This window comes from uncultured Paraglaciecola sp. (assembly GCF_913058035.1).
GTDB lineage: Bacteria > Pseudomonadota > Gammaproteobacteria > Enterobacterales > Alteromonadaceae > Paraglaciecola.
Genome location: NZ_CAJXPA010000254.1, coordinates 1 through 4,795, shown reverse-complemented (window position 1 = coordinate 4,795; position 4,795 = coordinate 1). Strand labels below are relative to the sequence as shown.

3 protein-coding genes and 1 pseudogene are annotated in these 4,795 nt (G+C 40.6%); all 4 read left to right on the top strand.

Features of this window, described 5'->3' with window-relative positions:
• Positions 1-338 precede the first annotated feature (338 nt).
• On the top strand, positions 339-551 hold the full coding sequence (locus tag QZ562_RS19670) for a hypothetical protein (protein WP_293764080.1): 213 nt from the start codon (positions 339-341) through the stop codon (positions 549-551).
• Positions 544-2,322, top strand: coding sequence for an ABC transporter ATP-binding protein (locus tag QZ562_RS19665; protein WP_293764078.1), 1,779 nt, complete (start codon positions 544-546; stop codon positions 2,320-2,322). Before QZ562_RS19670 ends, QZ562_RS19665 begins: the two co-directional genes overlap by 8 nt.
• Positions 2,319-4,112 carry an ABC transporter ATP-binding protein gene (locus QZ562_RS19660; protein WP_293764076.1) on the top strand — a complete coding sequence of 598 codons (1,794 nt, stop codon included), beginning with the start codon at positions 2,319-2,321 and terminating at the stop codon, positions 4,110-4,112. Before QZ562_RS19665 ends, QZ562_RS19660 begins: the two co-directional genes overlap by 4 nt.
• A gap of 170 nt (positions 4,113-4,282) precedes the next feature.
• Positions 4,283-4,795, top strand: a pseudogene (locus QZ562_RS19655) (IS110 family transposase); the annotation flags it as partial.

The following is a 4,795-nucleotide window of genomic DNA, read 5'->3' as shown; positions in this document are numbered from 1 at the left end:
ATGTTTATAAGAGACTGGTGTAATAATATAACTCGATCCTGGTCATTACTTAGGTCAATATTATTATTAAATTAAAATAGATTGATTTTTTCTTATCCTATTTCATCATTAAAGCAATGGGGAAAGATCAGATGAGGTTTATGATTAAGAATATTTTCCAGCACCCCAAAGATAACTAAATTACCCACCGTAATTTAGTCATCTTCACAAAGTCATTTGATAACATTAACTACGAGCATCTTAGTAATAATTTATGGATGAGTTTTGTGGGTATCAAAAAACCTTTGAAAAGCGTACACTAATCAAGAAATTATCTTTATTCCTCAAAGCAAATAAAAATGCCTAACAAATCCAATGAACTTTGCTGTGATCATGGCGGCAAGCGCAACGGTTGCGGGCGCAAGCCCGGTGTGAAAACCCAGCCCATTCGTCTGCCTGCATGGTTGCTTGAGCAGTTAATTAAAGAAGGAGATCCAAGGCAGCTTATTATCGACGCCTGCCTTTCGCGATTTCCATCGATCTGCAACGAGGGCCTAGACAACAATGACTAAATCAAAATTCATAATTCACTACTTGCTGTTGAACAAATATTCTTATTTGTGTGCAATTGTGTGCATTTTTGTGGTGAATTACCTTCAAGTAGAAATTCCTCGGTATATCCAGCTTGCTGTTGATTTACTTAACGAATCATCAGCTGAGTCAAAAGAAGGTTTGCTTGGAAACGTGCAGTGGGTGATTATACTTTCAGTAATCATGGTGGTTATCCGTATTCTTTCCAGAATGTTTTCGTTAAACCCTGGTCGAATTACCGAAGCAGCCTTAAAAAATGATATTTTTCATCGTCTAAATCGTCTGCCTTCAAGCTTTCACGAACAATATGCGTCCGGAAAACTTATATCCATTATCAATAATGACCTCAGTGGTATTCGCCTTTTTTATGGCATTGGTTTTTTACAACTGTTTAATATTTTGTTTGCACTGTCTCTAACACCAATTTGGATGTGGAGAATTTCTCCAGAACTCACCATGTACTCTGCGATCCCCATAGTTATTGCTTCTATAATTTTCTGGTTTGGTTTTAGAAAATTGCGAGCCCTTCATGCACAACGATTAATACGTTTACAAAATTTGTCTGAGCAATTGATGAACTACTTGTCGGGTATAGATTTGATTAAAAACCAGCAAATGGGTGAGTGGGTCACGAACGAAGTAAATCAGGTTAATGCCCGTCTTTTTGATTGCACGATGAGAATAGCCAAAATCCAAACCTTCTTTATGCCTATTTTAGATTATGCTAATCATTTCATGAAGGTACTGATTTTAGGACTTGGCGGTTATTATCTTTTAGAGTCAAAACTATCAATTGGTGAAATTACCGCATTTTTGTCCTACTCCGTTCTTCTAGCTCTTCCGCTAATGCACTTAGGGCGTATTGCCACGGTCTATCAAATGGGCATGATTAGTATTGATAGTGTGCAGAGCATCCTCAATAAAGAAGTGCGAAGCACTGATATGTTAAGAATGAGCGAGGATGAAAAACTATCCTTACAAAAATCAACACTCCTGGTGAAAAATCTTAGTTACCGCTATCCAAACGTCAAAGATAAACCCAATGAGATGGTACTAAAGAATATCAGTTTTACCATTGAAGCTGGCGAGAAAGTGGGGGTTTTAGGTAGCATTGGCTCGGGTAAAAGTACCTTGGTAAATTGTTTGAATCATCACTTATCCCTTACATCGGGTAATATTTTTTGGGGCGGTAAAGATATCACTCAAATGTCTCGTAAAGATTGGCGCAGCTATGTGCGCACCATCACCCAAGATCCATTCCTGTTTTCTGATACGATTTTTGAGAATGTTAAATTTGGAGCTAAGCAACAGGCTCAATCTGCAGATGATCTCGACGTGAATCAGGTGCTCAAATTAAGCCAATTAAGCGAAGATATTCAACGATTTGTCGCAGGCGATCAGACTTTGGTGGGTGAAAAGGGGATCATGCTTTCAGGTGGGCAAAAGCAGCGCCTGAGTATCGCTCGGGCTCTGCTTACACCCAGTGACCTTATTATTATGGACAACGTATTGTCGGCGGTGGATTACGAAACCGAGCGAATCATTTTAAAGGGGGTATTTAATCGTATTCAGGGGCAGAGTTTGTTGGTAGTTTCTCACCGAGTCAGCGCCCTAGAATATATGGACAAAATTTTGGTGTTGGAACACGGTGAAATCATTGCCCGTGGAACTCACACCCAACTTCTAGATTCTTCAGCCTATTACCGAGAGACCTGGGAATTACAACAGCATGAGTCGGAGACTCCTACATGATTAAATCTCCTGACCTACAATACCTAAAGCACTTTTTTCAGTATGCATCACGCTACAAAAAAACGGCAGTGATTGGTCTGCTTATGATGCCGATATCGGTAGCTGCCAACTTGTTGTTTCCCTGGCTAATTATTCAAGTGATTGATGATCATCTTACTCCCGGTAAATATGATGGGCTGATGTGGCTGATTGCCATCATGCTGGTAGTATTAGTCTTTAATTACATTGCCGATGCCATCTATACATATTTTTTGCGCTTGACCGGACAGAAGGCTGTTTTTGATATGCGTATGGCCTTGTTTCAGCGGATTTTGAAACTTCCTAGGACTTACTATGACAAGACGCCCACGGGCGTTACTTTGTCACGATTGACCAGCGATCTTGAAGTTATTGGTGATGCCTTTGTGCTGGGCGTGTTGAGTTTGGTGAAAGATTCCATCAATACTTTGGCAGTGTTGACCTTTATGTTTTTTATCAACTGGCAATTGGCTCTGATGGTCTTGCTAGTGTTTCCTCCAGTGTTAATGCTAACTCAATATGTTCGTAATCGCCTTCGTGAAATGTATATCATCACGCGTTCATCTTTGGCTAAAGGCACAGGTTTTCTGCAGGAGTGTTTGTTGGGAGTCAAGACAGTTCAGCTGTATGGCGCCGAACAAGAAGTGGAATCCAAGTATCACGGCTTTACTGAAGATTTTCTGCGTGCACAATTAAAAACCAATAAGTACGATGCCACTTTATTTTCTATTATAACGGGTATCACGACCATCACTATAGGACTTATTATTTGGTTTGGCTCCGGCAAAGTGCTTACAGGAGCTGTCAGCCTCGGCGTTTTAATCGCTTTTATCAATACCTTGGAAAAGGTGTTTGTACCGCTGCGTGATTTTACCTCACAGATCGCCTCGATACAGCGCTCTTTTGCAGCCTTTGAACACATAGAGGAACTTTTTGTTGAAAAACTTGAAGAGCAAGGAAAAATGCTTTTGCCAGATGAAATGCTAAAGGACAGACTTGCTAATTTCGAGACACTCGAGTTTAAAAATGTGCGTTTTCGCTATGGTGGCGTTGGCCCTTATGTATTGGATGATGTGTCTTTCAAGCTTAAAAAGGGCGAACAACTGGCTTTAGTTGGCACAACTGGCTCAGGCAAGTCGACAATTATTCGTATCATGAGCAAAGCTTACATGGACTACGAGGGTAGCATCCTTCTAAATAATATTGAGCTGTCGAGCATTCCAAAAGACTCAATGTTGCACTTGTTTTCTCTGATGCAGCAAGACGTGTTTATGTTTGAGGAAAACATTCATTTTAATATTTCCCTTGGCGTCGACGAAATAAGTGACGACGCAGTAGTCGACGCTGCAGAATACGTTTATGCACACGACTTTATTTTAGGACTACCGAGTCAATACCAATTTGAGCTAAAAAACAGCGGCAGTAATTTATCAGCGGGCCAAGCTCAGCTTATTTCCTTTGCCCGTTCAGTAGCTCAAGGCGGACAAGTGATGATGTTGGATGAGGCTACCAGTTCAGTGGACTCCATTACCGAAAGTTTAATTCAAAAGGCCATTGGGCGTTTGTTTGAGGAAAAAACCGTTATCGCGATTGCTCACCGCCTCAGTACTATTCGTCACTCCGATCAAATTTTAGTACTTAACCAAGGTAAAATTGTGGAGCAAGGTAGCCATCAAGACTTGCTGGCGAAAAACGGCGTTTATTCTAGCTTACTGACGGATGACGCCAATGTCGCAGACGATGGAGACGAGCTACTGCCCAAATCTGGCTGATAACTCAATCTAATCAAACAAAAATAAGCAACATACCCATTGTAATTTAATCAAATGAATTGAGTTACTTAATCATTTAGAATAGGTGATGAGATGGACACTCCCTAATACGGCGTCAATGCCCCAAAATAGTAGTGTAACCCAGACTAATTACATAAGGAGTGTCCAATATGAAGCTTAAAACAATTACTATCGACTCTTGGCAAAGAATGTTTTTCAAGTTTGCGGCGTGAATAAGCATGTGAAGCCGCAGTTTAATAAGAAGCTCAAACGCAATGAGTTGCTTGATTTCATGAGTCAGCAATCGCCTAAAACTGTGGTAATGGAAGCGTGTTATTCATCACATTGTTGGAGCCGTGAAATAGCCAAGTTAGGCCATGATACCAAGCTTATTCCCGCACAGCATGTTACGCCTTTTGTACGAGGGAATAAGAATGACCATAACGATATCTTTGCTATTGCAAAAGCCAGTAAACGGTCACATATTCGTTTTTGCACCGATTAAATCAGAGCATCAACAAGAGATATCGTGTTTGCATCGCATTCGTGAACGTCTTATCAAAAATAAAGTCGCAGTGAGCAATCAAATGCGCGGACTATTAAGTGAGTTTGGTGTGGTATTTCCGTGTGGTCATGCAGCCCTTATCATTGAGCTCAAAAACGTTATAGGGAGTGCTCAATAC

Excerpts from the sequence above, each read along its gene's own strand:
- QZ562_RS19660 (WP_293764076.1), top strand. The coding sequence starts at position 2,319 with ATGATTAAATCTCCTGACCTACAATACCTAAAGCACTTTTTTCAGTAT.
- QZ562_RS19670 (WP_293764080.1), top strand. The coding sequence starts at position 339 with ATGCCTAACAAATCCAATGAACTTTGCTGTGATCATGGCGGCAAGCGC.
- QZ562_RS19665 (WP_293764078.1), top strand. The coding sequence starts at position 544 with ATGACTAAATCAAAATTCATAATTCACTACTTGCTGTTGAACAAATAT.